Origin of the sequence: Klebsiella sp. 141198, assembly GCF_050600785.1 — a bacterium.
In the GTDB taxonomy this organism is placed as follows: Bacteria; Pseudomonadota; Gammaproteobacteria; order Enterobacterales; family Enterobacteriaceae; genus Klebsiella; species Klebsiella aerogenes.
Map to the genome: position 1 here is coordinate 668,465 of NZ_JAQIRM010000002.1, position 26,036 is coordinate 694,500.

Genomic DNA, 26,036 nt, shown 5'->3' on the forward strand with positions numbered 1-26,036 from the left:
CAATTCGCCCGAAAAAGAAGAATTCCATTGGTTAGTATAACGGGCTCTTAACACCACTCAAGGGAAAAGATTCATGGCATACTATTTGCGAGTTAATTAACCCCCGAGAATTGATGACTTTTACACTACGCCCCTATCAAAAAGAGGCGGTCGATGCCACGCTTGCCTGGTTCCGCCGCCATCACGAACCTGCCGCCATCGTGCTGCCGACCGGTGCCGGTAAAAGTCTGGTGATCGCCGAACTGGCGCGGCTGGCGCGCGGACGCGTATTGGTTCTGGCCCATGTTAAAGAACTGGTGGCGCAGAATCACAGTAAATACTGTGCGCTTGGGCTGGAAGCGGATATTTTCGCCGCCGGTCTGCAGCGTAAAGAGAGCCAGGGCAAGGTGGTCTTCGGCAGCGTGCAGTCGGTGGCGCGTAATCTTGAGCAGTTTCAGAGCGAATTCTCCTTACTGATCGTCGATGAGTGCCACCGTATCAGCGACGATGACGACAGCCAGTATCAGCAAATCATCAGCCACCTACGACAGGTGAACCCACAGCTCAGGCTGCTCGGCCTGACCGCGACCCCCTTTCGCCTGGGCAAGGGTTGGATCTATCAGTTCCACTATCACGGTATGGTACGCGGCGACGAGAAAGCGCTGTTCCGCGATTGCATCTACGAGCTGCCGCTGCGTTATATGATTAAGCACGGCTACCTGACGCCGCCTGAGCGCCTCGATATGCCGGTGGTCCAGTACGATTTCAGCCGCCTGCAGGCGCAGAGCAATGGCCTGTTCAGCGAAGCCGACCTTAACCACGAGCTGAAAAAACAGCAGCGCATCACGCCACATATCGTTAGCCAAATCGTTGAGTTTGCCGAAAGCCGTAAAGGCGTGATGATCTTCGCCGCGACCGTCGAGCATGCGCGGGAAATTACCGGCCTGCTGCCGCCCACGCAGGCGGCGCTGATTACCGGCGAAACGCCGGGGCCGGAGCGCGATCGCATCATCGAAGCTTTTAAAGCGCAGCAGTATCGCTATCTGGTGAATGTCGCGGTACTGACCACCGGCTTTGACGCGCCGCACGTCGATCTTATCGCGATTCTTCGGCCAACCGAGTCGGTAAGCCTTTACCAACAAATTGTTGGCCGCGGCCTGCGTCTGGCGCCGGGCAAAACCGACTGTCTGATCCTCGACTATGCCGGTAATCCTCACGACCTGTACGCGCCGGAAGTCGGCACGCCAAAAGGCAAAAGCGATAATGTCCCGGTGCAGGTCTTCTGCCCGGCCTGCGGTTTCGCCAATACTTTTTGGGGGAAAACCACCGCCGACGGCACGTTGATTGAGCATTTTGGCCGCCGCTGCCAGGGCTGGTTCGAAGACGATGACGGCCACCGCGAACAGTGCGACTTCCGCTTTCGTTTTAAAAACTGCCCGCAGTGCAACGCCGAGAATGACATTGCCGCCCGCCGCTGTCGCGAGTGCGATACTGTACTGGTCGACCCGGACGACATGCTGAAGGCGGCGCTGAAGCTTAAAGACGCGCTGGTGTTGCGCTGCAGCGGCATGGCGCTTCAACATGGCAGCGACGAAAAAGGCCCGTGGCTAAAAATCACCTATTACGATGAGGACGGCGCCGATGTCAGTGAGCGCTTCCGTTTACAAACGCCCGCGCAGCGTACCGCTTTTGAGCAGTTGTTTATCCGCCCGCATACCCGTACGCCGGGCGTGCCGCTGCGCTGGATAACCCCGGCGGATATCATTGCCCAGCAGGCGCTACTACGAAATCCAGACTTTGTCGTCGCCCGTATGAAGGGGCAATACTGGCAGGTGCGGGAAAAAGTGTTCGATTATCAGGGCCGTTTCCGTCGCGCCAATGAGCTACGTTAATCCGCCAAAAACTGAGGTTTTGATTGCCGCTGTGCCGATAGGCGGCTATAATGCCGCCCGCTTTTGCATTCGCAAAGCAGATAATCTGCCTGCTGCTGGGTCGCCTGTTGCAGGCTTTATATATAGAGAGACATCAATGTTTACTATCAACGCAGAAGTACGTAAAGAGCAGGGTAAGGGTGCGAGCCGCCGCCTGCGCGCAGCTAACAAGTTCCCGGCAATCATCTACGGTGGCGAAGCTGCTCCGGTTGCTATCGAACTGGACCACGACAAACTGTGGAACATGCAGGACAAAGCTGAGTTCTACGGCGAAGTTCTGACCCTGGTTGTCGATGGCAAAGAAGAAAAAGTTAAAGTTCAGGCTGTTCAGCGTCACGCGTTCAAGCCGAAACTGACCCACATCGACTTCGTTCGCGCTTAATCGCCGATAGCAAGTTGTATGGCAAACGCCCTGGTGTCTTCTGACCCGGGGCGTTTTGTTATCTGCGCCGCCATAGCCCTGGCGCGTCATCAACTATCTCTCCCAGCGCGCGGTGTTTATTCATTCCCGGCAACCACAGCATCACCATGGTAACGTTAAGCCCCTGATTACCAACCTCGGTGGCAATTTCAGCAACCCCCTGCCACTCGTCGGGCTGTAAATGATCGGGTAAAAACCCCCAGCCCTGCCCCTGCTCCATTGCGTGGCGCAACATGGTGATTTCATTCATATACAGCGTATGGCCGGATATCTGCAGCCGGCGGGCGATTTGATCGTCGCTGCGCCGGTGCATCACTAACTGCGGGGTGAGCGATAAATTCAGCAACGTCAGCGGCCTTGCGGCCTCAGCGAACAATCGCTGCGCGGCGTAAAAGCGTAAATCAACGGTACCCAGCGCCCGCCACTCCATTTCGCTACCCAGCGTACGATTATTCGCCTGGCAAATGGCCATATCCGCGACGCCATCGCCCAACGCCTGTTCGGCTTCGCGACGCGAGGCGCTCCAGCAGCTTAAACGGATCTGCCGCCGGGCAAGCGTATCGGCCAGCAAACGGAGGAATTCACGCGGCACGAAGGGATCGTACACCAGGCGTAACTCCTGCCAGGCCGTTTGCGGCAGCGTTTGCGCAAAAGACTCGAAAGCCTGCGCCTGACGCAACAACAAATGCGCCTGGCGAAAAAGCTGCTCGCCCTCGGCGGTTAAAGTCAGGCTACGCCCTTCACGGCTGAATAGCCGGTAGCCCAAGGCATCTTCCAGGTAATCCAGCAGATCGCGAAGCGTCGTACGGTCTTTCCCTAAACGGATCGCCGCCCGCGACAGGCTGCCGGTCTCAGCAATTGTCGCGAAGGCTTCAATCTGTGCAAAAGAATACTGCAGGGTTTTCATCCTTCTCTCCCTTTCGGGGGAAAATCCCCCACATGGTGATTTTAGCCACCGCGCGCCGATTTATATACTGCGATGCGAATCTATGGCAAACGAGGAAATGAAAATGATAAGAAAACCACTGGTCCTGGCGTTAATTTTGGCGGCGCTGCCGGCGGCGGCAATGGCGCAAAACTGCGGCGGCCTGACGCTGGATGTCTGCCCCACGCCTTACGATCAAACGCTACCCGCGGCCAAAGACATGCTCACCTGGGATCAGGCGTCACGCGTCGTTGGCTTTCGTAATGACTATCGCAACTATGCTGGCGATGTTTTCCGTCACGGCGACTCGGTCCCGCTGGAGCGCGCTAAAAAGCAGCTGACCGATGCCCGCTACACGCTCAACGGCCACACCTGGAATTTGCAGGATTACCTGAAGCGCGAAAACGTCAGCGGTATGCTGGTGCTGAAAGATGGTAAGGTCGCCTGGAAATATCTCGCCGAAGGTAATACCGACACCACGCTGTGGACCTCGCGCTCGGTGGGCAAATCGGTCGTCTCGACGCTGGTCGGTATCGCCATTCAACAGGGTAAAATCCACTCCCTCGATGACCTGATTACCGTTTATGAACCCGAACTGAAAGGCACCGCCTGGGACGGCGTGACGCTCAAGCAGCTCATTCAACATACCAGCGGCGTGGAATGGAATGAAGATTACACCAATCCACAGTCGCACTTCGCCCGCCTGACCCAGTGTGAAGCGCAGCCCGGCGCCTATGATTGCGTGCGTAAAATTGTGTCGACGCTATCGCGCAAACACCCGGCAGGCGAGCAGTGGTCCTACTCTTCCGGCGGCGCCTGGCTGCTGGGCGATGTGCTGGAGCGCGCGACCGGTATGTCGCTGGCCGCCTGGCTTGAACAATCACTGTGGCAGCCTGCGGGCATGGCCCACGATGGCGTATGGCATGCTTACAAAAAAGGTCAACATGATGTCGGCGCCCACGGCTTTAACGCCACCCTCGAAAACTGGGGTCGCTTTGGCGAGTTTGTCGCCCGCGATGGCCGCCTGAGCAACGGTAAACAGCTGGTGCCCGCAGGCTGGTTCGATCAAGCCGCAAGCTGGACAAAAGCGCTGAACTCGGTTTCAGCAGCGCATCCGGAAGGTATCTACGGCTATCAATGGTGGAATAACGCTATTCCGGCCAATGCGCAAAACGTACAGCCAACGACGCAGGAAGGGCTGAAAGGCTCGCTGTGGGCGTTGGGGATCTACGGCCAGGTGATTATGGTCAACCGTGCGGAACATCTGGTGATCGTGCAGTGGTCAACCTGGCCACAAGCGGAACCGTCCTTTAACGCACAGCCGCTGGAAGCGGCGCTGATGTACAGCGCCATTGCCCGCGAATTGCGCTAATCTTGCCGGCTCCTTGCCGCTTAACCGGCAAGGAGCGTATCGGCATTTAACGCCAGATGCTGCAGCAGCATAATGGTTTTCGCATCCACGATTTCACCATCGCGAATGGCCTGTAACGCCCGCGCCAGCGGCCACTCCAGCACTTCAATATCCTCTCCTTCCGTCGCCAGCCCGCCGCCATCGCCACGGCGATCGTCCGCGGAGTATTCGGCAATAAAGAAGTACAGTTTCTCAGTAACCGACCCCGGGCTCATAAACGCGGTGAATACCGGCTCGATGCGGGTGACGCGAAACCCGGTCTCCTCTTCCGCTTCGGCGATAATGCGCTCTTCCGGCGAGGCGTTATCCAGTAATCCTGCGGCAGCTTCGATCAGAAAGCCGTTGTGACCGTTGATCCACACCGGAAAACGAAACTGGCGGATGAGCACCACGCTCTGTTTATGGCGGTTATAGAGCAGAATAACCGCGCCGTTGCCGCGGTCGTAGGCTTCCCGGCTCTGCTCCTGCCAGCGCCCGTCCCGCCGCAACAGCTCGAAGGTATATTTTTTCAGCGTGTACCAGTTATCTGACAAGAGCGTTTCGCGAACGTGGCGAACGCGCGGTGCGTCTGCGTGCATGTTTCTTCCCCTTCTAAGGTGACAGCAGGCAACATAACATGCATAATCGTGCACAAACAAGATCAATCGTGAAGTGAACAACATGCTCGCCAGCCAGAGAAAACAGCATATCCTGCAGATCCTTGCCGCAGAAAAGCAGGTGATGTCGGGTGAGTTAAGCCAGCGCTTTCAGGTCTCAGAAGACTCCATTCGTCGCGATCTGCGCGAACTGGCGGCGGAAGGTAAGCTGCAACGGGTCCACGGCGGCGCACTGCCGGTATCGGCCGCTATTGCGCCAATAGAAAGCAGAAAAAGCGTGCAGATGGCTTCCAAACAGGCGATAGCCCGCCGGGCGGCGGCGCTTATCCAGCCAGGACAGGTGGTTATCGTCGATGGCGGCACCACCACCACGGCGATGATCGCCGCGCTCCCCGCCGACCTTGCTTGTACCGTGGTGACGCACAGTCCAGGGATCGCCGTGGCGCTGGTCGAGCATCCGCGGATCGAGGTGATCCTGCTCGGCGGTACAATGTTTAAACATTCGGTAGTCACGGTCGGCGCCGAGACGCTAGCGGCGATGGCGCGGATTCATGCCGATCTGTTCTTTATGGGGGTGACCGGCGTGCACCCGCATGCGGGCTTTACCACCGGTGATTATGAAGAGGCGGGCATTAAGCGCGCGCTGGCGGCCAGAGCCGCAGAAACCGTGGTGATGGCCTCTGCCGAAAAAATTAATTCCGCCTCCTCGTTTGCCATCGGCGAGCTTAATCTTGCCAGCACAGTGGTTATCGACAGCGTACTGGATGACAAGTTACGTCAGAAGCTTAAGCAAAGCGGCGTCAGGATTATTCAGGTAGAAGGTTAACCCGGCGGCATCATGTCCCGCCGGGATAATCAGCAGGGATTAATTACCGCCTGAGGTACGGCGCTGCAGCTGATCGCGCAGATTCGGCGGCGTGCCTTTAATGGTCAACGTATCCGTTGCCGGATCCCAGAATACGCGCTCGCCTAACAGCATCGCGTCAAAATTGATGGTCAAGCCGCCGCCGCTACCGGCAAATTTGGTCAGCTGGCGCAGCGTACTGCGGTCCGCCGGGAAGCTCTCCTCCAGCTCATAGCCCTGCTCAGCGGTAAACTCCTGGAAACTCTTTTCGCTGACGCCGGAGAGCTCTTTAGACAGCGACTCCAGCTCGATCTCTTCGCCCGCCTGCAGCTGTTCGTTACAGTAGGCGTACACCTGCTGGCGCACGTTCTGGCGCTCGGATTTATCCAGCTGCGCGTCAGCGGCGAAATCATCCACCGCCTGCAGCAGACCGCGGTTCTGCGCTTTGGCATTGAGCCCTTCGCTGGCGCCGAGGAAGTCCATGAAAAAATCGGCGACTTTACGCCCCACGCGCCCTTTCAGGAAAGTCAGATAACGGGTCGATTCGGGATTAGTTTCCCACTCGGTCAGATCGATACGCGCCACGATGTCGGCATGGTTGATATCCAGGTAATGCGTGGAACTGATATCCAGCTCTTCGTTGACGCGCATGCTGCTCAGATTATTGAGCACCGCCACCAGCAGATACTCGACCGCCAGGTAACGATACTGACAGAACAATACGATGCCGCCTTCGGCAAACGGATACTTCGCCAGCTCATCGCGCAGGCGGCCGGTTGCCGCACGGCTGAAAGGAAGAAACTCTTCTTCACCCTGACGCTGTAAACGCAACGCTTGCGCCAGCTCGCTCTCTTCATTAAAGAGGCCGTAGGCTTTGCTTTTTGCGCTGTAGACACGATGCAGTTCAGCCATCATTTCCACGACAGTGGCATTTGGTTCCAGCAGCGACTCGCGCAGCACCAGTTCCAGATTCTGTTCATCACGTTTGATCAACTGATGCAGGGCAATCTGGTCGATATCCAGACTCATGTTAAACTCTCCTTTTAGACCGGGCGGTATTCAACCACCACCGGGACGACGACGCAACCGGCAGATGCCTCTTTTACGCTTGAGTCTCGCGTTGCTGGGCGCTTTTGCGCCGTGGCGAAAAAATGCGGAAAAAAAGCTGCTGCTACGGTAATATGTTGCCCTTTCACGAACAAACAGATTTTGAGTTTATGCCACAAATATCCCGCTATAGCGATGAACAGGTCGAGCAGCTGCTCAGCGAGCTAACGAACGTCCTGGAAACACACAAAGCGCCGGTTGACCTGTCACTGATGGTGCTGGGCAATATGGTGACCAACCTGATCAACAGTAGCGTCGCGCCGGCGCAGCGTCAGGCAATCGCCCGTTCTTTCGCCCAGGCGCTGCAATCGTCCATTAACGACGATCCCGCGCACTAAGGATAACGAACAACAGTATATGGTGACTCTTCGTCAGCCCTACCGAGAAAAAGTCTCCCAGATGGTCAGCTGGGGACACTGGTTCGCCCTGTTCAACATGTTGTTGGCAATGGCGCTCGGCAGCCGCTATCTTTTTGTCGCCGACTGGCCAACGACGCTTGCCGGGCGGGTATTCTCGTATGTCAGCCTCGTTGGTCATTTCAGTTTTCTGGTTTTCACCAGCTATGTACTGATTCTCTTCCCGCTGACCTTTATCGTCGGCTCGCAGCGACTTATGCGCTTCCTGTCGGTCATCTTCGCCACCGCCGGGATGACGCTGCTGCTGATCGATAGCGAAGTCTTCACTCGCTTCCACCTGCACTTAAACCCTGTCGTCTGGGAACTGGTGATTAACCCCGACCAGAACGAGATGGCTCGCGACTGGCAGCTGATGTTTATCAGCGTACCGATCATCTTCCTGCTTGAGATGCTCTTCGCCACCTGGAGCTGGCAAAAGCTGCGCAGCCTGACGCGCCGCCGCCACTACGCGCGCCCCGTCGCCTGGTTTTTCTTTATTTCGTTTATCAGCAGCCATCTGATTTATATCTGGGCGGATGCCAATTTCTATCGCCCGATCACCATGCAGCGGGCCAACTTACCGCTCTCTTATCCGATGACCGCTCGCCGCTTCCTTGAGAAGCACGGCCTGCTCGATGCGCAAGACTATCAGCGCCGTCTGGTTGAGCAAGGCGCGCCGGAAGCGGTTTCGGTGCAGTATCCGCTGAGCGATCTGCGCTATCGCGACCTCGGCACGGGCTACAACGTGCTGCTCATTACGGTGGATAACCTCAACTATTCACGCTTCGAAAAGAACATGCCGCAGCTGGCTGCTTTTGCGAAAGAAAGCGTCAACTTTAGCCAGCATATGAGCTCCGGTAATAGCACCGATAGCGGAATGTTCGGCCTGTTCTACGGCATATCGCCGGGTTATATGGATGGCGTGCTCTCGGCGCGTATCCCGGCGGCGCTGATTACCGCCCTCAACCAACAGGGTTACCAGTTGGGCCTGTTCTCATCAGACGGTTTCAGCAGTCCGCTCTATCGTCAGGCGCTGCTGTCGGACTTCTCGCTGCCGGCGGCCAAAACGCAGAGCGATGAACAAACGGCAGACCAATGGATCGGCTGGCTGGATCGCTACGCCCAGGATGAGAACCGCTGGTTTTCGTGGGTGTCGCTGAACGGCACTAATATTGATAACAGCCAGCAGCAGAATTTTGCCCGCACCTATGGCCGCGCCGCAGGCGACGTCGATACGCAAATTGGCCGCGTGCTCGACGCGCTGCGTAAAGCGGGCAAACTGGATAATACGGTGGTGATTGTTACCGCCGGGCACGGTATGCCGCTGGATAGCAAGCAGGGGAAATTCGACTGGTCACGGGGCAATCTGCAGGTACCGCTGGTTATCCACTGGCCGGGAACCCCAGCGCAGGAGATCTCAGCGCTCACGGACAACAAAGACGTGATGACGACGCTGATGCAGCGTCTGCTACACGTCTCAACGCCAGCGAATGAATATTCGCAGGGCGAAGACCTGTTTAGCCCGGCGCGCCGCCGCAGCTGGGTCACCGCCGCTAATAGCGATACACTGGCGATTACCACGCCAACGATGACCGTAGTGCTCGACCACAACGGCACCTATCACACCTGGAACAGCGATGGCGAGAAGGTGAAAGACCAAAAACCGCAGCTTAGCCTGCTGCTGCAGGTGCTGACGGATGAAAAACGCTTTATCGCTAACTGATTGATTAATTTTAAATCAATCAGTTGTCGGTCGCTTGCATTCGATGGGGGAACGGGTAATATTATCTTCCACGCGTCGGCACGTAGCGCAGCCTGGTAGCGCACCGTCATGGGGTGTCGGGGGTCGGAGGTTCAAATCCTCTCGTGCCGACCAAAAAATTTAACCGATAGGTTGCTACAACCATCGGTCCCCTTTAGAACCCGCACTCTCTCTGAGAGCGCGGGTTTTTTAATGCTTGTACTCCCTTCCCGCTAAGACTGCGATTATCCTGATGGCAAATTGTTAAATTCCATCTATTATTCGACTGTATTCGTTATCATCTGGAGCGGACCCAATGAGAGTTAAAGGACTTCCCAAAGGATTTTTTATCCTTATTTTACTGATCGTTACCCTGGCCTTTTTTGACGTACTCTCCCCTTACTATTCCGCTATCCTGTGGGCCGCTATCCTGGCGGTGATATTTAATCCGATAAAAAACAACATCCGTACGCGCATCGGTGAACGCAACGGTATCGCGGCGCTACTGACCGTCGTCATTATCTGTCTTATTGTTTTCACCCCGTTGGCGATTATCATTTCGTCGCTAGCCTTCGAGCTAAACGTGGTCTACACCAAGCTACAGCATAATGACACCCAGTTTCCGACGGTGGTCGCCAACCTGTTTGCCCATCTCCCGAGCTGGGCCAGAAGTTTCCTCTCAGAGCACAATCTCGATAGCGCGGAACAAATTCAGCAGCAACTATCCGATGCCGCCCTGAAAGGCGGACAATATCTGGCCGGTAGCGCCTTCCTGATCGGTAAAGGGACGTTTGGCTTTACCGTCAGCTTCGGCATTATGTTATATCTGCTGTTCTTCTTGCTGAAAGATGGCCCTTATCTGGTGCTGTTAATCCTCGAATCTTTGCCGCTATCCAATTATGTCAAACAGCACCTGTTTGCCAAATTCGCCGCCGTCGCGCGGGCGACGGTTAAAGGTACCGTCGCCGTCGCGCTGGCACAGGGGGCTCTCGGCGGCTTTGCATTCTGGATCGTCGGTCTTGATGGCAGCATTCTGTGGGGCGCTTTAATGGCCTTTCTGTCACTCATCCCGGCGGTGGGCTCCGCCATTATCTGGGTGCCGGCGGCGATTTACCTGTTCGCCACCGGGCAATTGTGGCAAGGGGCGTTTATTGTCGGTTTCTTCGTCATTGTCATCGGCCTGGTGGATAACATTCTGCGTCCGCTACTGGTGGGGAAAGATACCAAAATGCCGGATTATCTGATCCTGATTGCCACCCTTGGCGGCATGGAAATCTATGGCATCAACGGCTTTGTCATCGGCCCGCTGATTGCCGCCTTGTTTATTGCCTGCTGGAACCTGTTATCGGGCCGTGAACACGCCGGGAACGCCGACTTACTGGACGAAGAGTTTATTGAAGAAGCCAAAAACAGCCGCGATGAATAGCTGACGCACGTTTCACTTTACTAGTGCATTTCACTATTCATATTGAAAATAATGGTAAATAACTCTTACCATTCAGGGTAATGATGTTAGTCTGTATTGGTTAGTAACGATAATAAAGGATGATCAACCGTGAAAAAAATCGCTACGCTTGCTGTTTCTCTGCTGGCCGTTGCCTGTGTTTCCACCAGCGCGTTAGCCGCTGAACAGCCGCTGGAGAAAATCGCCCCCTATCCGAAAGCGGAAAAAGGGATGAAGCGTCAGGTGATTCAGCTGCCGCAGCAGCAGGATGAATCCGCGTTAAAAGTTGAACTGATGATTGGCCAGACGCTGGAAGTCGACTGCAACCATCATCGCTTGGGCGGTCAACTGGAAAGTAAAACGCTGGAAGGCTGGGGCTATGACTACTATGTCTTTGATAAGCTGACGTCCCCGGTTTCCACCATGATGGCCTGCCCGGACGGTAAGAAAGAGAAGAAATTTATTACCGCGGGTCTCGGCGATGAAGGCCTGCTGCGTTACAACAGCAAGCTGCCGATCGTGGTTTATACTCCAGCCAACGTTGAAGTGAAATACCGCATCTGGAAAGCTGAAGAAACTATCGGTAATGCCGTGGAGCGTTAATCGCCAGCGGTAATACAAAACGGCAGCCCGAGGGCTGCCGTTTTTGTTATAGCGCGATATCCGCCATCGGTTTTCCGCCGGTTAGCGGCTTGAGTTCGGCCTGCGGCACGTCGTCTGCCGCGGTCATCGGCTCGTAGTGTAGCCCCAGCACTTCACTGGTCCACGCCAGCGCCTGCTCAATAGCGGCCGGATTACCATCCAGACGCATGCCGTAGCTCGGCACGATCTCTTTCATCTTCGCCTGCCAGGCCGGCGTCTGTACTTTGTCTTTGAAGACTTTCTCCAACAGCTGCACCATGATCGGCGCCGCCGTCGACGCGCCAGGAGAAGCGCCCAGTAGCGCGGCTACGGTGCCTTCGTCATCGCACACTACTTCGGTGCCAAGACGCAACACGCCGCCCATTTTCTTATCACGCTTGATAATCTGTACACGCTGTCCGGCCTGCCACAGGCGCCAGTCTTCTTTACGCGCTTCCGGGTAGTACTCGCACAGCGCGGCATGACGATCTTTATCTTTCTGCAATACCTGGCTAATCAGATATTTCACCAGGTCGAAGTTATCCATCCCGACGTTAAGCATTGGCAGAATATTCGAGGTATTCGTCGAGGCCAGCAGATCCCAAAGCGAACCGTTTTTCAGGAAGCGGGTCGAGAAAGTCGCGAACGGCCCGAATAGCACCACGCGTTTGCCGTCGATAATACGGGTGTCGATATGCGGCACCGACATCGGCGGCGCGCCAACTTCCGCCTGGCCGTAGACTTTCGCCAGGTGATGATTAACCACTTCCGGGTTCTCACATACCAGGAACTGTCCGCCAACCGGGAAGCCCGCGTACTCTTTCGCCTGCGGAATACCGGTTTCCTGCAGCAGCGTCAGGGCAGCGCCGCCCGCGCCAATAAAGATGAATTTGGTTTTGATCGTCCGCTTCTGGTGACGATTGTTGGCATCCGCCAGCGTCACCGTCCAGCTGTTGTCCGCATTGCGCTTAAAGCGGCGAACGACGGTGCCCAACTGGAGAGAGAAGTTATCATGCGTCTGTAGCCCGGCGATCAGCTGGCGAGTGATCTCGCCGTAGTTAACGTCGGTGCCCATTTCGGTACGCGTTGCCGCCACTTTTTGCTGCGGATCGCGACCTTCCATCACCAGCGGCGCCCACTCCTTGATCTGCTGATGATCTTCAGAATAACGAATACCGCGGAACAGCTCGCTCTGCTGCAGCGCCGCGTAGCGCGCGCGCAGGAAGTTAACGTTGTCTTCACCCCACACAAAGCTCATGTGCGGCACGCTGTTAATAAAGGATTTCGGCTTAGTCAGGATACCGCGGGTCACCTGATGGGCCCAAAACTGACGAGAAATATGGAAGGACTCATTGATATCGACCGCTTTGTCGATATTGATCCCATTGGCGGTTTGCGGCGTGTAGTTGAGCTCCATCAGCGCCGCATGGCCGGTACCCGCATTGTTCCAGCCGTTCGAGCTTTCCTCGGCAACGCTGGTCATCTGCTCGACCATGGTAATAGACCAATCCGGCTCCAGTTCCTGCAGCCAGGTTCCCAACGTGGCGCTCATGATACCGCCGCCAATCAACAATACATCCGTCTCTTGCTCATGGCGGGTGTTGGTCCGATTTGTATTGGAACCAACCGCCTGTGAGCTGGGTACGGCCATCTTTTTCTTCATCGGATTTGAGCCTTACTTTTACTCGCTTTTTTTATTTAGCGCAGGTGAAACGATTCTCGGGATCAAAGGTACCACCTGTACTCAAAAATTTAAATATTGTTTAAATTTTAAGTTGAGTTTTGAGATCTGTTATAAAAATGTTTAATAAATGTGTACACAAAATCACTTTTTGTACTGGTATGATGGCCCTTTCCGCGCTATCATCTCCCGTTCTGTGATGGAGCGCACGTCAACTGCGGCTTGTCTCAATTCAAATTTTTTATCATCCGCGAACTTTTATGCCCTCAACTTCCCGCACACTCTCTTCGGCGTTGATAACACGTGAGACCCTTGCTGGCGTGCTGACTGCCCTGGCGTTAATTCCTGAAGTCATTTCATTTTCGGTCATTGCCGGCGTTGACCCGCAGGTCAGCCTGATTGCTTCGGTGGTGCTCTGTCTGGCGATGTCGGTTCTTGGCGGGCGCCCCGCGATGGTGACGGCGGCGGCAGGTTCTGTCGCCCTGGTGATTGGCCCGATGGTACATCAGCATGGCGTAGGGTATATTCTGCCTGCTGTCATTCTGGCTGGTATTATTCAAATTTTGTTTGGGGTCTGCGGTATGGCGCGGTTGATGCGCTTTATCCCGCCAGCGGTGATGACCGGTTTTGTTAATGCGCTCGGCATTCTTATTTTTTTCGCCCAGGTACCTCATTTCTGGAGCAGGCAGCCGCTCATCGTCGGCCTGTTCGTTCTGACGCTACTCATCGTGCTGTGGGCGCCGCGTTTTATCAAAGCCGTGCCGGCGCCGCTTATCGCTATCGTCCTCCTTACTGCTTATACCGTCACCAGCGGACAGATCCTGCCAACCGTGGGTGATGAAGGCGCTATGGGCGGCGGTCTGCCGGGCTTCAACGCGCTGGCGGTGCCGCTGGATTTAAGCACCTTGAAAATTATCTGGCCCTGCGCCCTGAGTATCGCCTTTGTCGGCCTGATGGAATCGCTGCTGACGGCAAAGCTGGTGGACGATCTCACCCATACGCCGTCAAATAAGTCGCGTGAGAGCGCAGGACTGGGGATCGCCAATATCCTCGCGGGCTGCTATGGCGGCATCGCCGGGTGCGCGATGATCGGCCAGACTATCGTTAACGTGGAAATGGGCAAGGCGCGTAGCCGCCTATCGACAATAGTGGCCGGTCTGGTACTGCTGCTTCTGGTGACGGTGCTAAGCCAGGTGATGGCCAAAATTCCAATGGCGGTGCTGGCCGGGGTCATGGTGATCGTGGCGGTGAAAACCTTCAGCTGGCAGAGCATTCGCCCAACCGCGCTGGCGGGCAATCCGTGGCCGGAAACGGTGGTCATGGCGGTAACCGTCATCGTGACGGTCGCCACCGGTAATCTGGCGATCGGCGTACTGGCAGGACTTATCGCGATGGCGCTCATCCCTCGCCGCCTGCGCGTAAAAGCGCAGCTTACATCAGAAACAGCGTCGCCAGACCAAGGAAAATAAAGAAGCCGCCGGTATCGGTAATCGCGGTGATCATCACGCTGGAGCCGACCGCCGGATCGCGCCCCAGCTTGACCATCACCATCGGGATGATAACCCCCATCATCGCCGCCATCAGCAGGTTGAGCATCATCGCCAACGTCATCACCCCGCCAAGCTGCGGGTCATCATACAGCCACCAGGTGATAGCGCCCATTATCCCGCCCCATACCAGGCCATTAATCAGCGCGACGCCCATCTCGCGCAGGATGAGGAAGGTAAAACTTCCCGGCTGGATCTGCTGCAGCGCCATCGCGCGGACGATCATGGTGATCGTCTGATTGCCGGTATTCCCGCCTATCCCGGCGACGATCGGCATCAGCGAGGCCAGAGCCACCAGCTGCGAAATCGTATGTTCAAAGCCATCGATCACCCGGGAAGCGATAAACGCCGTACAGAGGTTCACCGCCAGCCACGCCCAGCGGGTTTTCACCGCTTTGCTCACCGGCGCAAAAACATCATCATCTTCGCTCAGACCGCCCATCCGGCGCAGGTCATTATCGGTCTCTTCGTACACCACATCGACGATTTCATCGATGGTCAAACGCCCCATCAGCTTGCCGTCGGCATCAATCACCGCAGCACTCAGTAAGTCATCACGTTCGAAGGTACGCGCCACTTTTTCCGCCTCTTCCTGCGGCTGGAAAGTCACCGGATCGCCTTCCATCACTTCGCCAACGCGCTTTTGCGCATCATTGAGCAGAATAGTCTGCAGCTCCAGCTCGCCGAGCAGCAGTTTATTGCGCGTGGTGACGAACAGTTTGTCGGTGTTTTCCGGCATTTTGCCCAGACGGCGCAGATAGCGCTGTACCGCCGCCAGAGTGGCTTCCGGGCGAACGGTAATCACCTCAAACTCCATGATCGCGCCGACGGTGTTATCCGCGTAGCGCATCATCTGACGAATGCGCGCGCGTTTATCCGGCGGCAGCGTCGCCAGCAGGCGGCCGGTTAAGTCGCGCGGCAGGTGCTGCAACAGGTAAACCTGTTCATCAATATCCAGCGATTGCAGGGCAAATATCAGGTCGTGGTCGCTCATCTTATCGATGAGATCGCCCCATACGCTCTCTGACGCCTCCAGCAGCACTTCGCCGCGCTTGTCATCGGCAACCAACCCCCACAGCGCGGTACGCGCGTCATAAGGCAGCGCTTCCAGGGCATCGGCGAGATCCGGCGGCGGCAGATGCGACACCAGTACTTCCACTTCCGCCAGGTCATCGGCCAGCGTCCCTTCATCATAGCGCTCCGCGAGGGTGAGTTTCCCCAACAGCGCGGAGGTGACGGCTTTATCAGTACTTAATAGCCAAATCAGGCGGGCGCGTTCTTCATCGCGTAATCGGGCGCTTTTTTTATGCAAAACGGACATCGCTCAGGCAATCCTTGTGAGAATAGAAGTCGACCTGCATGGCCGCAGCCATAAGCATAGCGCGAGGAGGGAGAAATAATAACCGCCAGCAATTTATCTGCCGCAAAAACCAGCAATATGGCCCGATCGGGCGAGAAAGCCCGGATCGGGTAATCAGCAAAAGCGTTAGGCGGTACGCGCGACCGCGTCGCGGGTCGCCAGTTCGCGCTCAACGCCGGTGAGCTCGCTAAGCTTGCCGCTGCGCATCTCCAGCAGGCGATCGGCATGCTGGAAATAGTGGTCATCGTGGCTGATGGCAAACACGGTTTTTCCCATTTGCTGCATCAGCGGCAGTAACACCTGATAAAACTCGCGGCGGAAATGCGGATCCTGATCCGCTGCCCATTCATCGAGCAAAATGATATCGCGCTCTTCGGCCAGCGCCAGCAGCAGCGCCACGCGCTTTTTCTGCCCTTTAGACAGCTTCAGATCGAGGATTTTCCCCTCTTCCAGCTGCAGCTTGTGGTCCATCTTCAGATACGCCAGCCACTTCGCGACCAGCGCCGGATCGGCGCGTTCGCCTTTTGGCCCCAAAAGACGATCAAATAGCCAGACATCGGTAAATACCGCCGAGAATAGCTTGCGGTAATCTTCTGGTTTTTCCGCCGCCAGCGGTTGACCATCGAGCAGGATCTGCCCGGAGAACGGTTGATACAGCCCGGTCAGCAACATCGCCAGTGTCGACTTGCCGCTGCCATTGCCGCCAATCAGAAACACCAGTTCGCCGCGTTTGAGAGTCAGATTAATCGGCCCGACGGCAAAACTGTTATCAGGATAATGGAACGACACATCGCGCAGCTCCAGGGTCTGCCAGTGCGGATGCGCCTGCGGCTCGGGGAAACCGGCGCGATAAGGCGCCAGCGCGAACTGATGCAGTTTATTGAATGCCACCTGGGCGCTGAGCAAGGTCGGCAGCGCCCCCACCGCCGACAGCAGCGGCGTACGCAGAAATAGCAGCGTCAGAGAATAGGTCGCCGCCACCGCGGTATTGGCCCACCCGAGGCCATTAGCCATCCAGAACACCAGACCGATGGCGCCAAGCATCATGATATTCGACCAGTTCACCGCGCTCAGGTGGAAGGTATCGGCGCGAATGATGTGGTGGCGATAGTCGCGGGCATCCGGCAGATACAGCTGATTAAAAACATATTCGGCGCGTTCGCGGTTCAGCGTCAGCTCTTTGCGCCCTTCCAGCACCGTCTGGTAATCATGATACAGCTTATCTTCGGTCTCGCGCAGGGTCGCCATATGCTTATAGACGCGCGCCACCAGCACAAAACCGCCCCAGATAGTGACCGCCATCCAGACCGCGGTCACCAGCATCATTTTTCCTGACAGAAATGCCAGGTAGGCGGCGGACCCGAAGGTCAGGATAATCCCCTGCACCAGCTCAGGCAGGCGCACAAAGGCGATGGTGATGTTACGCACGTCACTGGTTAAGCCCGCCAGCAGAGAAGCGCTGCCGATTTTTTCGATCTTTTCGATTTGGGTGTCGAGAATGCGTTTAATAAATTCGCCGCGCATGCGATAGACGAAGTGGTGGCCAAGCGTGGTTAACGCCAGCTGCGAGCCGAGCGTGACCGCCATCAACAGCAGCAGCAGGCCGAGAAACTCCGGCAGCACGGTGAGCGAGGTATCAACAAGGGAAATCAGACGTAGGTTAATAAAGGCGATAAGCCCAATACCCAGCGCCGCGCTGAGCAAACTCAGCGCCATGACGGCAATGAACGGCCAGCGGTACTGGCGCCAAACAAGAACAAGTAATTCCATAAGCTACGATCCGGACAAGCAAACAGCCAGCAGTTTAAACGGCTTACCGACGACAGCAAGAATAATTCTTATTTTTGTTTTTGCCGGTGACCCGCGAGACGAAACGTGAGGTTGTAACGACAGGCGCCGGTCAGCGGATGCTCCCCCGGTTTAAGCGGCTGGATGCCGTGATAGAAGAGCCGTGATTCGCCGCCCCACACCACCACATCGCCATGCTCCAGCAGCAGCCGGCGCAGCGGATCGTTACGTTTAAGCCCGCCAAATTGAAACACCGCCGGCAGACCCAGCGACACTGAAACGATAGGCGCGCGCAAATCATGCTCATCTTTATCCTGATGCAGCGACAGCTTCGCGCCCGGTTGGTAGCGGTTAATCAGACAGGCATCCGGGGAAAAATGCGCATAACCCGCCTCCTGCGCCGCCTCCGCCGCCAGTTGCTGAAAAACCACTGGCATCGGCGGCCAATGCTCGCCGGTCAACGGATCGCCCGGCGCATAGAGATAGCCGTGCATATCGGTCGTCCAGCCGAGTTGGCCACAGTTGGTCATAGCCACCGACATGGTATAACCACCGGGGGTCACCATCTGGCGGAACGGAGAAGCGCTGGCCACTCCGGCGATGGCCTGCAGCAGCGCCGGCGCGCGCTGCACGGCGAAACGGCGTAATATCATCGCCCCGGGGGCCAGCGGCTCCTGCCAGGGCGGCGTATCGGCAAACAGATCGAGCATTATTTCTCCCGTATTTTTGCTTCGCGCGCCAGCAGCAGCGCTTTGCGTTCGCTTCCCCAACGATAGCCGGAAAGCGCCCCGCCCTCACGCACCACCCGATGGCAAGGAATAACTATCGCCAGCTTATTGGCAGCGCAGGCCCCGGCAACCGCTCTGACCGCGCGCGGTTGACCAATGCTGTGAGCCACCTCGCGGTAGCTGCGGGTTTCGCCTGCCGGGATCTGGCGCAAGGCTTGCCACACCCGATGCTGGAAAGCGGTACCGCGAATATCCAGCGGCAAATTCACCGCCTGCTGCGGATTATCCAGATGGGCAACCACCTGCGCCACGCGTTCGGTAAACGTATCATCACCCACCTGTAATTGGGCGCCGGGAAACAAGCTCGCCAGCTGCGCATATAACGCCTTATCGTCATCGCCCAGCAACACGGCGCATACTCCACGTTCGCTGAACGCCACCAGGCACCGGCCAGAGGCGCTATCGCTGCAAACCCAGCTAATCGCCACATCTTCGCCGCCGCGTTTAAACTGGCGGGCGGTCATGCCCAGCGTCTCGTTTGCCTGGCGATAATAGCTGGCGGAATCAGGGAAGCCGGCGGCTAATGCCGCGCTGGTGACATTCTCGCCGTGGCTTAATGCTTCGCGTAGGCGCCGCGCGCGCCAGGCCTGCTGCCAGGCCTTGGGCGTGAGCCCGGTGACGGATTTAAAAATACGATGGAAGTGAAACGGGCTGACCGCCAGCTGCTGCGCCAGCGCCTCAAGGGTGATTGGCGCCTCTTGTTCCAGCAGACGACAGGCGGCGGCCACCTTCTCGACCCGCTGTTGGTCGGGGTCGAGATTATCCGGCCGACACCGTTTACAGGGGCGATATCCGGCGGCCTTTGCGGCTTCGACATCAGCATAAAAGCGGACATTCTCCCGTAGCGCGCGCCGTGAACGGCACGAGGGACGGCAGCAGACGCCGGTGGTCAACACGGCGAAGACAAACTGCCCGTCGGCGCTGGCGTCACGTTCGCAGACCGCCTGCCAGCGGCGGTCATCGTTAGTCATATCGGCAATCATCGGTTTCATAGCGGGCTCCTGCTGTAAGTGTATCCCTACTTTGCGCCTTGCTCCGCTCTAAAAAACTGCGCTTCTTGCTTTTTAATTCTGCTCGCCGACCAGGAAGGTGCGGAACTGCGGCGACATCCAGGTCTTAAAGCCGTCGCCCTCTTTCACAATCATATAGACCGCCAGCCCCTGCTCGTGTGCCACCTGTTGCGCTTTTTCCGGCCCTAATACCATCAGCCCGGTATCCCAGCCGTCGGCTTCCAGCGCGGTCGGCGCAATCACCGTCACCGAAACCAGCTTATGGTTGATGGGGTGCCCGGTTTGCGGATCGATAACGTGAGAAATACGTTTGCCGTCCAGCTCGTAGTAGTTGCGATAGCTGCCGGAGGTGCTGATGCCGTGGCCGTTGATATCGACTATCGCCTGGACGGCGTTTTCACGGTCGGTCGGTTTTTGAATCGCCACTCGCCAGGGTTTATCGTCGCCGTTCATCCCACGGCTGACCAATGCGCCGCCAACCGACACCAGATAACGGGCAATTCCTTCCTGCTCCATCAGCCGCGCCAGATGATCGGCCGCGTAGCCCTCGCCGACGGTGGAAAGATCGACAAATAAATCCGCAATATCTTTTTGCAGATACTGTTGGTCGGCGCGGTTAATCACCGTCAGATGCTGCAGCCCGGTACGCGCTTTTGCCGCCGCGATTTGCTGCTCCGTCGGCGTTTTTACCGGCTGCTTATCCGGGCCAAATCCCCATAGATTGACCAGCGGCCCGACGGTAACATCCATCGCTCCGGCGGTTTTTGCGCCAATACGCAGCGACAGAGTGACGATATCCGCCATCGCTTCGTTCACCGGCCACGGTTCGGTCGTGGCGGCATGATTGAAGCGCATCAGCGCGGAGTCTTTTTTCCAGGTCGAAAGCAGCAGATCGTCGCCATCGAGCTGCGTCTGAACTTTATGGCGTAAATCTTCGGCTTTCGCCGGATCCAGCCCAACGACGCTAACGCGCCAATAGGTCCCCATCGTTTTGCCATCGAGCACGGTGGCGGCGGATTTTGGCGTGGCCGGGGATGTCGCGGAATCACAGCCGGTAAGCAGAACGCAAAGGCCGAAAAAGGCGGCGCGGAAAAAGGTGGTATCCATGAAAACGGGCTCCTGTTACAAAGGCAGCCAGAGTATACCAGCGAGGTTAAACCGGGCATAAAAAAAGGCGCCCGCAGGCGCCTTTTTCAACACTTCAGCTTGCTTAGAACTGGTAAACCAGGCCCAGAGCCACAACGTTGTCAGTAGAGATGCTTGCATCTTTAGTGAACTGGTTGTCGTCCAGCAGGTTGATTTTGTAATCAACGTAGGTGGACATGTTTTTGTTGAAGTAGTAGGTCGCACCCAGGTCAACATATTTCAGGATGTCCTGGTCGCCGTAACGGCCCATGTCTTTACCTTTAGACTGCAGGTAAGCCACGGACGGACGCAGGCCGAAATCAAACTGGTACTGAGCAACCACTTCGAAGTTCTGCGCTTTGTTAGCAAAACCGATGTCGCCAGTGCGAGTTGCGTTGTAGGTCTGGGTGTACTGAGTCGCCAGGTAGATGTTGTTAGCGTCGTATTTCAGACCACCGGTGTAGGTTTCAGCGTTGTCGCCGCGACCCAGTGCCAGAGTGTTCTGATCATCAGTACGTTTAGAGTGGGAGTACGCGAAACCAGCGCTGATGCCGTCCCAGATATCATAAGTCACGGAGGTGCCGAAGCCATCGCCGTTCTGTTTCTGAGCGCCACGACCGTTGTTGGTCATGTCTTCGCCGCTCACGCTGCCGTTTTTACCCTGGTACTGCAGAGCAAAGTTCAGGCCGTCAACCAGACCGAAGAAGTCAGAGTTACGGTAGGTAGCAACGCCGTTAGCACGGGACTGCAGGAAGTTGTCGGAACCGTAGGTGTCGCCGCCGAATTCCGGCAGAACGTCAGTCCAGGAAGTTACGTCGTAAACAACGCCGTAGTTACGACCGTAGTCGAAAGAACCCGCGTCGCCGAATTTCAGACCAGCGAATGCCAGACGAGTCCAGGACTGCTTGTCAGAACCTTCGGTGTTGTTCGCCTGAACGTTGTATTCCCACTGGCCGTAACCGGTCAGCTGGTCGTTGATCTGGGTTTCGCCTTTCACGCCGATACGCATGTAGGTCTGGTCGCCGTCTACGCTCTTGTCGTCAGAGAAGTAGTGCAGACCATCAATTTTACCATACAGGTCTAATTTGTTGCCGTCTTTGTTATAAATTTCAGCCGCATTTGCTGCGCCCGCTACCAGCAGTGCTGGTACCAGGAGGGACAGTACTTTAACTTTCATGTTATTAACCCTCTGTTTGTTATATGCCTTTTATTATTGCCACTGCTTACTGATTACCCTTCTAATCAGTCGGCTGTATTCATTGTGCTGCAAAATGCAGAATAATCCAACAAGAATATGATACGAAAACTTCTAAGGTGTTTCAAAATGCGCACAAGATGTTTCAATTTGTAAATTCAAAGGAACTTTTCAGGCACGATAATGGTCGTCAAAATAAGCATCAAAAATCAAAAAAATAATATTTACCTTTAAAATCAAATCATTGAAAGCTGGTAAATGTATAGCACTGAATGGTAAAACAAAATCTTCTCCGAGGACTAAAATAATCCTCGCTATCATCATTAACTTTATTTATTACCGTCATTCAGTTCTGAATGTCTGTTTACCCCTATTTCAACCGGATGCCTCGCATCCGGTTTTTTTTACCCTTCTTTACGTATCTTTAATTAGGCTGTGCTAACGCAGAAAAAAATAACGACTATTAATCAATCAATTCCGAATGAAAGTCAGCCTATTTCGCCAATTTCTTGTTTTTTCGTGCTATTTATCTGCAACAAATGCCGGTTAATTGTACAAGATCAATTCCACTGTACATATTCATCGTTGCTATGGTTTTGAGACAAATCTCAGCATTAAAAGATCCCTCAGCGTCAATCTGTTGTATGGATTTCCCGTTTTAGCCTTTATACTTCCAGCCAGTATTCGTTGTGCTGCCCGTCACTATGGCGCAACATCTTGTTTACAAACACTACTGAGCAGCTCTGCTACGCGATGACCCAAAAAAAATTCTCCCTGATCCCAGGCAACATCACCCGGTTCTTCATTTTGATGGTTATCGTCTTGCTCGCGACGATGGGCGTGATGATCCAAAGCTCGGTCAATACGTGGCTAAAAGACAGAAGTTACCAGGTGGTTGATATCAGCCACGCATTGCATAAACGCATCGATACCTGGCGTTACGCCACCTGGCAGATTTACGACAATATCGCCGCCACCAGCTCCAGTACCTCAAGCGATGGGCTACAGGAAACCCGACTGAAGCAGGACGTCTACTATCTGGAAAAGCCTCGACGCAAAACCGAAGCGCTGATATTCGGATCTCATGACAGTTCGACGCTTGAGATGACGCAGAAGATTTCTAACTATCTCGATATTCTATGGGGCGCAGAAACCATCCCCTGGTCGATGTACTACCTCAACGGGCTGGATAACAGCCTGATTCTGGTCTCTACCCTGCCGCTGAAAGATCTGTCTTCGAGTTTTAAAGAATCGACGATAAGCAGCGTCGTGGAATCCCGCCGCGCCGAAATGCTGCTGCAGGCAAATACGCTGGATGAGCGTGAAACCTTTTCTTCGCTGCGCCATTTGACCTGGCAAAATGGCCACTACTTCACTCTGCGTACCACCTTTAACCAACCGGGGCACCTGGCAACGGTGGTGGCTTTCGATTTACCGATTAACGACCTCATCCCGCCGAGCATGTCGCTGGACAGCTTCCGTCTGGAGGCAGATCCGGCGCAGAATGCCGCCAACAGCCCTGATAAAGAAGCCGTTGATAACGTTAGCGTCAGCTTCAATGGCCTACGAATTGAGATAACCACCGCCATAAATACCACCGGCATGCGGCTGGTGTGGGTCGTGCCGTTCAGCACTTTGCTGATGGAATCGCTGCAGAATATTTTACTGCCGCTGCTGCTCACCATTGGTCTGCTGGCATTAACCCTGTTTGGCTTTACTACTTTCCGCAACTATAGCGGTCGCCGTAGCCCCGGCAGCGTTAGCGCGGCACCCACCGCCGCCAACAGCGAACTTCGCGCTCAGCGCGCAATTAATGAAGAGATTGTCTCTTTGCTGCCGCTGGGCCTGTTGGTGCACGATCAGGAAGCCAATCGCACTATTATCAGCAACCCGATCGCCGATCATCTGTTGCCTCATCTGAACCTGCAGAACATCACCAACATGGCCGATCAGCATCAAGGGGTCATTCAGGCGACGATCAATAATGAACTTTATGAAATCCGCCAGTACCGAAGCCAGGTAGCTCCTCGTACGCAGATCCTGATTATTCGCGATCAGGATAGAGAAGTACTGGTGAATAAAAAGCTTAAGCAAGCCCAGCGGCTGTATGAAAAAAATCAGCAGGGGCGCATCGCTTTTATGCAAAATATTGGCGCCGCACTCAAAGACCCCGCGCAGACTCTGGCGCAGGAAGCGGCGGCAATTGGCATTCATGAAAGCCGAAAACTGGCGCAGCATGCCGATGAACTGGTTCATCTTATCGATGAGATTCAGTTGGCGAACTTACTGGAAAGCGACGCCTGGAAAACCACTCCCGGTTTGTTCTCTATCCAGGGCTTAATAGATGAAGTGGTTCCTGAAGTTCTGCCGATGATCAAACGCAAAGGACTTCAGCTGTTAATCAATAACGCGCTGCCTGCTAACGAACAGCGCTATGGCGACCGCGATGCGCTGCGTCGTACGCTGTTACTGCTGATCCAATACGCCATTACCACGACGCAAATAGGAAAAGTTACGCTTGAGGTGAGCAAAGATGAATCGGCCGACGATCGTCTGACCTTCCGTATCCTTGATACCGGCAACGGCGTGAGCGCTAATGAAATCGATAATATGCACTTCCCGTTCCTTAACGAGACGCAAGCCGACCAGTACGGCAAGGCCAATGCCCTCACCTTCTGGTTATGCGACCGTTTAACCCGCAAGCTTGGCGGGCAGCTTAATATTAAGGCGCGAGAATCGCTCGGCACCCGCTACTCGCTACACCTTAAAATGGCGGCAAGCGAGGAAGAGAGCGACTCCGGCGAACACCTGCTGGACGATGTGGTCGTGATGATTGACATTACCGCCAATGAAGTACGCCGCATCGTGACGCGCCAGTTAGAGAGCTGGGGCGCAAGTTGCATCACCCCGGACGAAAGACTCGCAAGTCAAGAGTACGATCTCTTTTTAACTGATAATCCGTCTAATCTTACTGCTTCAGGCTTGCTTTTAAGCGATGATGAGGTTGGGATACGCAAAATTGGCCCAGGTCAGTTGAGCGTCAATTTTAATATCAGCACTGCCATGCAGGAAGCTATCCTGCAGCTGATTGAGCAACAGCTGGCGCAAGAAGAGATTCAGCCCTCCTCAACTGGAAATGAAGGAAATGCTGAACTCCATGCCAGCGGTTATTACGCGCTGTTTGCCGACACTGTTCCGGATGATGTTCAGAGATTGTATACTGAATTCACCATCAGCGATTTCGCTGCGCTGGCGCAGACCGCTCACCGCCTCAAAGGGGCGTTTGCGATGCTTAATCTGATACCCGGCAAGCAGTTATGTGAAGCGCTTGAGCATCTGATTCATGAAAGAGATGCCCAAGGTATAGAAAAATACATCAGCGACATTGACGGTTACGTCAAGAGCTTGCTGTAGCAAGGTAGCCTAATACATGAACAATATGAACGTAATTATTGCCGATGACCATCCGATCGTACTGTTCGGCATTCGCAAGTCACTTGAGCAGATCGAGTGGGTGAATGTTGTTGGCGAATTTGAAGATTCCACAGCTCTGATTAACAATCTTCCTAAGCTTGACGCGCACGTCCTGATTACCGACTTGTCGATGCCTGGCGACAAATATGGCGATGGGATCACTCTGATCAAATACATCAAACGCCATTTCCCTGAGCTGTCGATTATCGTTCTGACCATGAACAACAACCCGGCTATTCTCAGCGCAGTGCTGGATCTCGACATTGAAGGGATCGTGCTGAAACAGGGTGCCCCGACCGACCTGCCGAAAGCGCTGGCCGCGCTGCAGAAAGGCAAAAAGTTTACTCCGGAAAGCGTCTCCCGCCTGCTGGAAAAAATCAGCGCCGGCGGTTATGGCGACAAACGCCTGTCGCCAAAAGAGAGTGAAGTTTTGCGTTTGTTCGCTGAAGGCTTCCTGGTCACCGAGATCGCCAAAAAGCTGAACCGCAGCATCAAGACCATCAGTAGCCAGAAGAAATCGGCAATGATGAAGCTGGGCGTCGAAAATGATATCGCGCTGCTGAACTATCTCTCTTCCGTCTCTCTCACCTCAACGGATAAAGAGTAATTCACTTTTCCCGGATGGCGGCAAGCCGCCGTTTCCGGGCCATTCT

The 26,036-nt window shown here is 55.3% G+C and carries 21 protein-coding genes and 1 tRNA gene; 12 read left to right on the forward strand and 10 right to left on the reverse strand.

Annotated features, from left to right (window positions below; all coding sequences use genetic code 11):
- Nucleotides 1–113 precede the first annotated feature (113 nt).
- Nucleotides 114–1,871 (forward strand): DEAD/DEAH box helicase, encoded by a 1,758-nt coding sequence (locus PGR10_RS08465; RefSeq protein WP_271031712.1) that lies wholly within the window; start codon nucleotides 114–116, stop codon nucleotides 1,869–1,871.
- Between the two features lie 136 nt (nucleotides 1,872–2,007).
- Nucleotides 2,008–2,292 (forward strand): 50S ribosomal protein L25, encoded by a 285-nt coding sequence (rplY, locus tag PGR10_RS08470; protein ID WP_015365674.1) that lies wholly within the window; start codon nucleotides 2,008–2,010, stop codon nucleotides 2,290–2,292.
- A gap of 58 nt (nucleotides 2,293–2,350) precedes the next feature.
- On the opposite strand, the gene PGR10_RS08475 is transcribed toward rplY, so the two are convergent.
- Entirely contained in the window at nucleotides 2,351–3,238 is an 888-nt protein-coding gene (locus tag PGR10_RS08475; RefSeq protein ID WP_430923346.1) for a LysR family transcriptional regulator, read from the reverse strand.
- A gap of 103 nt (nucleotides 3,239–3,341) precedes the next feature.
- On the opposite strand from PGR10_RS08475, the gene PGR10_RS08480 reads away from it, so the two are divergent.
- Nucleotides 3,342–4,628, forward strand: coding sequence for a serine hydrolase domain-containing protein (locus PGR10_RS08480; RefSeq protein WP_430923347.1), 1,287 nt, complete (start codon nucleotides 3,342–3,344; stop codon nucleotides 4,626–4,628).
- A 20-nt stretch (nucleotides 4,629–4,648) separates the two neighbouring features.
- On the opposite strand, the gene PGR10_RS08485 is transcribed toward PGR10_RS08480, so the two are convergent.
- Nucleotides 4,649–5,245 carry an NUDIX domain-containing protein gene (locus PGR10_RS08485; RefSeq protein WP_430923348.1) on the reverse strand — a complete coding sequence of 199 codons (597 nt, stop codon included), beginning with the start codon at nucleotides 5,243–5,245 and terminating at the stop codon, nucleotides 4,649–4,651.
- Nucleotides 5,246–5,327: 82 nt separating this feature from the next.
- On the opposite strand from PGR10_RS08485, the gene PGR10_RS08490 reads away from it, so the two are divergent.
- Nucleotides 5,328–6,089 (forward strand): DeoR/GlpR family DNA-binding transcription regulator, encoded by a 762-nt coding sequence (locus tag PGR10_RS08490; RefSeq protein ID WP_430923422.1) that lies wholly within the window; start codon nucleotides 5,328–5,330, stop codon nucleotides 6,087–6,089.
- Nucleotides 6,090–6,128: 39 nt separating this feature from the next.
- Here PGR10_RS08490 and yejK read toward each other — a convergent pair whose 3' ends face one another.
- Nucleotides 6,129–7,136 (reverse strand): nucleoid-associated protein YejK, encoded by a 1,008-nt coding sequence (gene yejK, locus PGR10_RS08495; RefSeq protein WP_015365669.1) that lies wholly within the window; start codon nucleotides 7,134–7,136, stop codon nucleotides 6,129–6,131.
- Nucleotides 7,137–7,324: 188 nt separating this feature from the next.
- On the opposite strand from yejK, the gene PGR10_RS08500 reads away from it, so the two are divergent.
- The 5 genes from PGR10_RS08500 (at nucleotide 7,325) to eco (ending at nucleotide 11,397) form a co-directional block, all read left to right on the forward strand.
- Nucleotides 7,325–7,552 carry a YejL family protein gene (locus PGR10_RS08500; protein WP_045377048.1) on the forward strand — a complete coding sequence of 76 codons (228 nt, stop codon included), beginning with the start codon at nucleotides 7,325–7,327 and terminating at the stop codon, nucleotides 7,550–7,552.
- Nucleotides 7,553–7,571: 19 nt separating this feature from the next.
- Nucleotides 7,572–9,332 carry an LPS biosynthesis-modulating metalloenzyme YejM gene (gene yejM, locus PGR10_RS08505; protein WP_087860137.1) on the forward strand — a complete coding sequence of 587 codons (1,761 nt, stop codon included), beginning with the start codon at nucleotides 7,572–7,574 and terminating at the stop codon, nucleotides 9,330–9,332.
- A gap of 76 nt (nucleotides 9,333–9,408) precedes the next feature.
- Nucleotides 9,409–9,485, forward strand: a tRNA-Pro gene (locus tag PGR10_RS08510).
- A gap of 181 nt (nucleotides 9,486–9,666) precedes the next feature.
- The gene (locus PGR10_RS08515) at nucleotides 9,667–10,776 is read left to right on the forward strand and encodes an AI-2E family transporter (protein ID WP_045391382.1); all 1,110 of its coding nucleotides are present in this window, start codon (nucleotides 9,667–9,669) and stop codon (nucleotides 10,774–10,776) included.
- Between the two features lie 129 nt (nucleotides 10,777–10,905).
- Entirely contained in the window at nucleotides 10,906–11,397 is a 492-nt protein-coding gene (eco, locus tag PGR10_RS08520) for a serine protease inhibitor ecotin (protein WP_087860136.1), read from the forward strand.
- Between the two features lie 46 nt (nucleotides 11,398–11,443).
- Here the strand turns inward: eco and mqo are convergent, their stop codons facing one another.
- The gene (gene mqo, locus PGR10_RS08525; RefSeq protein ID WP_430923349.1) at nucleotides 11,444–13,078 is read right to left on the reverse strand and encodes a malate dehydrogenase (quinone); all 1,635 of its coding nucleotides are present in this window, start codon (nucleotides 13,076–13,078) and stop codon (nucleotides 11,444–11,446) included.
- Nucleotides 13,079–13,356: 278 nt separating this feature from the next.
- On the opposite strand from mqo, the gene PGR10_RS08530 reads away from it, so the two are divergent.
- Nucleotides 13,357–14,565 (forward strand): SulP family inorganic anion transporter, encoded by a 1,209-nt coding sequence (locus tag PGR10_RS08530; RefSeq protein WP_430923350.1) that lies wholly within the window; start codon nucleotides 13,357–13,359, stop codon nucleotides 14,563–14,565.
- Here the strand turns inward: PGR10_RS08530 and mgtE are convergent.
- The 6 genes from mgtE to PGR10_RS08560 form a co-directional block, all read right to left on the reverse strand.
- Nucleotides 14,528–15,964: a magnesium transporter gene (gene mgtE, locus PGR10_RS08535; RefSeq protein ID WP_015706137.1), complete on the reverse strand. Its 1,437-nt coding sequence runs from the start codon at nucleotides 15,962–15,964 to the stop codon at nucleotides 14,528–14,530. The two genes, PGR10_RS08530 and mgtE, sit on opposite strands and share 38 nt — an antisense overlap.
- A 165-nt stretch (nucleotides 15,965–16,129) precedes the next feature.
- Nucleotides 16,130–17,773 (reverse strand): multidrug ABC transporter permease/ATP-binding protein, encoded by a 1,644-nt coding sequence (locus tag PGR10_RS08540; protein ID WP_430923351.1) that lies wholly within the window; start codon nucleotides 17,771–17,773, stop codon nucleotides 16,130–16,132.
- A 68-nt stretch (nucleotides 17,774–17,841) separates the two neighbouring features.
- The gene (gene alkB, locus PGR10_RS08545; RefSeq protein ID WP_430923352.1) at nucleotides 17,842–18,501 is read right to left on the reverse strand and encodes a DNA oxidative demethylase AlkB; all 660 of its coding nucleotides are present in this window, start codon (nucleotides 18,499–18,501) and stop codon (nucleotides 17,842–17,844) included.
- Complete coding sequence (ada, locus tag PGR10_RS08550) at nucleotides 18,501–19,571, reverse strand: bifunctional DNA-binding transcriptional regulator/O6-methylguanine-DNA methyltransferase Ada (protein ID WP_430923353.1); 1,071 nt, start codon at nucleotides 19,569–19,571, stop codon at nucleotides 18,501–18,503. The genes alkB and ada overlap by 1 nt, the downstream gene beginning before the upstream one ends.
- Before the next feature lie 72 nt (nucleotides 19,572–19,643).
- Nucleotides 19,644–20,696 (reverse strand): FAD:protein FMN transferase ApbE, encoded by a 1,053-nt coding sequence (apbE, locus tag PGR10_RS08555; protein ID WP_430923354.1) that lies wholly within the window; start codon nucleotides 20,694–20,696, stop codon nucleotides 19,644–19,646.
- 103 nt (nucleotides 20,697–20,799) lie between these two features.
- Complete coding sequence (locus PGR10_RS08560) at nucleotides 20,800–21,891, reverse strand: porin OmpC (protein ID WP_337071962.1); 1,092 nt, start codon at nucleotides 21,889–21,891, stop codon at nucleotides 20,800–20,802.
- A 771-nt stretch (nucleotides 21,892–22,662) separates the two neighbouring features.
- Here PGR10_RS08560 and rcsD point away from each other — a divergent pair.
- On the forward strand, nucleotides 22,663–25,323 hold the full coding sequence (gene rcsD / locus PGR10_RS08565) for a phosphotransferase RcsD (RefSeq protein WP_087860128.1): 2,661 nt from the start codon (nucleotides 22,663–22,665) through the stop codon (nucleotides 25,321–25,323).
- 16 nt (nucleotides 25,324–25,339) lie between these two features.
- Nucleotides 25,340–25,990, forward strand: a complete 651-nt coding sequence (gene rcsB, locus PGR10_RS08570) for a response regulator transcription factor RcsB (protein ID WP_015365624.1) — start codon at nucleotides 25,340–25,342, stop codon at nucleotides 25,988–25,990.
- Nucleotides 25,991–26,036 lie beyond the last annotated feature (46 nt).

Bases quoted from the DNA above. Each gene is read 5' to 3' on its own strand.
- rplY (WP_015365674.1), top strand. From the start codon at position 2,008: ATGTTTACTATCAACGCAGAAGTACGTAAAGAGCAGGGTAAGGGTGCG.
- PGR10_RS08485 (WP_430923348.1), bottom strand. From the start codon at position 5,245: ATGCACGCAGACGCACCGCGCGTTCGCCACGTTCGCGAAACGCTCTTG.
- PGR10_RS08515 (WP_045391382.1), top strand. From the start codon at position 9,667: ATGAGAGTTAAAGGACTTCCCAAAGGATTTTTTATCCTTATTTTACTG.
- PGR10_RS08465 (WP_271031712.1), top strand. From the start codon at position 114: ATGACTTTTACACTACGCCCCTATCAAAAAGAGGCGGTCGATGCCACG.
- PGR10_RS08490 (WP_430923422.1), top strand. From the start codon at position 5,328: ATGCTCGCCAGCCAGAGAAAACAGCATATCCTGCAGATCCTTGCCGCA.
- PGR10_RS08500 (WP_045377048.1), top strand. From the start codon at position 7,325: ATGCCACAAATATCCCGCTATAGCGATGAACAGGTCGAGCAGCTGCTC.
- mqo (WP_430923349.1), bottom strand. From the start codon at position 13,078: ATGAAGAAAAAGATGGCCGTACCCAGCTCACAGGCGGTTGGTTCCAAT.
- mgtE (WP_015706137.1), bottom strand. From the start codon at position 15,964: ATGTCCGTTTTGCATAAAAAAAGCGCCCGATTACGCGATGAAGAACGC.
- PGR10_RS08475 (WP_430923346.1), bottom strand. From the start codon at position 3,238: ATGAAAACCCTGCAGTATTCTTTTGCACAGATTGAAGCCTTCGCGACA.
- rcsB (WP_015365624.1), top strand. From the start codon at position 25,340: ATGAACAATATGAACGTAATTATTGCCGATGACCATCCGATCGTACTG.
- rcsD (WP_087860128.1), top strand. From the start codon at position 22,663: ATGACCCAAAAAAAATTCTCCCTGATCCCAGGCAACATCACCCGGTTC.
- yejM (WP_087860137.1), top strand. From the start codon at position 7,572: ATGGTGACTCTTCGTCAGCCCTACCGAGAAAAAGTCTCCCAGATGGTC.
- PGR10_RS08540 (WP_430923351.1), bottom strand. From the start codon at position 17,773: ATGGAATTACTTGTTCTTGTTTGGCGCCAGTACCGCTGGCCGTTCATT.
- PGR10_RS08480 (WP_430923347.1), top strand. From the start codon at position 3,342: ATGATAAGAAAACCACTGGTCCTGGCGTTAATTTTGGCGGCGCTGCCG.
- apbE (WP_430923354.1), bottom strand. From the start codon at position 20,696: ATGGATACCACCTTTTTCCGCGCCGCCTTTTTCGGCCTTTGCGTTCTG.
- alkB (WP_430923352.1), bottom strand. From the start codon at position 18,501: ATGCTCGATCTGTTTGCCGATACGCCGCCCTGGCAGGAGCCGCTGGCC.
- PGR10_RS08560 (WP_337071962.1), bottom strand. From the start codon at position 21,891: ATGAAAGTTAAAGTACTGTCCCTCCTGGTACCAGCACTGCTGGTAGCG.
- yejK (WP_015365669.1), bottom strand. From the start codon at position 7,136: ATGAGTCTGGATATCGACCAGATTGCCCTGCATCAGTTGATCAAACGT.
- PGR10_RS08530 (WP_430923350.1), top strand. From the start codon at position 13,357: ATGCCCTCAACTTCCCGCACACTCTCTTCGGCGTTGATAACACGTGAG.
- ada (WP_430923353.1), bottom strand. From the start codon at position 19,571: ATGAAACCGATGATTGCCGATATGACTAACGATGACCGCCGCTGGCAG.